The following is a 923-nucleotide window of genomic DNA, read 5'->3' as shown; positions in this document are numbered from 1 at the left end:
CCACGTTCGATACCACGAAATGCTTGTTGATGGTTTGATTTCCATTGCAGAGGGCGAGAACCCGCGCTCCCTTGAGCTGAAGCTGAAAGGCTATTTGCACTTAGACTCAACAGATTGAGGCGCGCTTTTTCATGAAACGCTCCAGACATCATAATTCAAACGAAAATCATGACCGCTGGCTGGTCTCGTACGCAGATTTCATTACGCTTCTTTTTGCCTTTTTCGTTGTTATGTACTCCATCTCTTCGGTCAATGAGGGCAAATACAAGGTTTTGTCAGATTCGCTGGAAGGTATATTTAACACGCGCCCAAAAAGCCTCGAGCCGATTCAGATAGGAGAATTGAACGATAGAACTGAACGTCAGGCTGCTTCTGAAGGGATAAACCCTATCTTGATTGGTCGTCAAGACAGTTATGAGTCGATCAAGGAAAAGTCCGACGATGTGCAGCTCGAATCGATAGCTGGAGAGTTTGAAGAAAGTTTTGAAGATCTGATTTACGAAGATCAACTATCTGTTCGGGTTCTCGATGACTGGGTTGAAATATCCTTGCGCGACGAAGTTGTGTTTCAAAGCGGAGGGGTTATCCCCGCGGAGGAGGCCTTTGAGGTTATTAAGCGAATCTCAGGGGTCTTACGGTCAAAAAATAACGGCGTATTGATTGAAGGGCATACCGATAATCTGAGAATCAACAATAGCCAATTTCCAAGTAACTGGGAGCTTTCGGTGGCGCGAGCGGCTACTTTTCTCAGGTTGTTGTCTATTGAAGGGATCGACGAAGGTCGCATGGCGGCCATCGGCTATGGGCAATACCGACCATTGGTTCGAAATGACACGCCACAAGGCCGAAGAGAAAACCGTCGTATCGTCTTACTGATCTCGCGCTCGGGAGATGTGAGACAGAGCCTGATCGAATAAGCATCT

At 47.0% G+C, this 923-nt stretch carries 1 protein-coding gene; it reads left to right on the top strand.

The features are described from left to right. Window positions 1-131: 131 nt before the first annotated feature. Complete coding sequence (gene motD / locus A3750_RS15575) at window positions 132-917, top strand: flagellar motor protein MotD (protein WP_068456999.1); 786 nt, start codon at window positions 132-134, stop codon at window positions 915-917. Window positions 918-923 lie beyond the last annotated feature (6 nt).

The organism is Oleiphilus sp. HI0079 (genome assembly GCF_001635105.1).
This window is presented reverse-complemented; position numbering and strand designations above follow the sequence as displayed.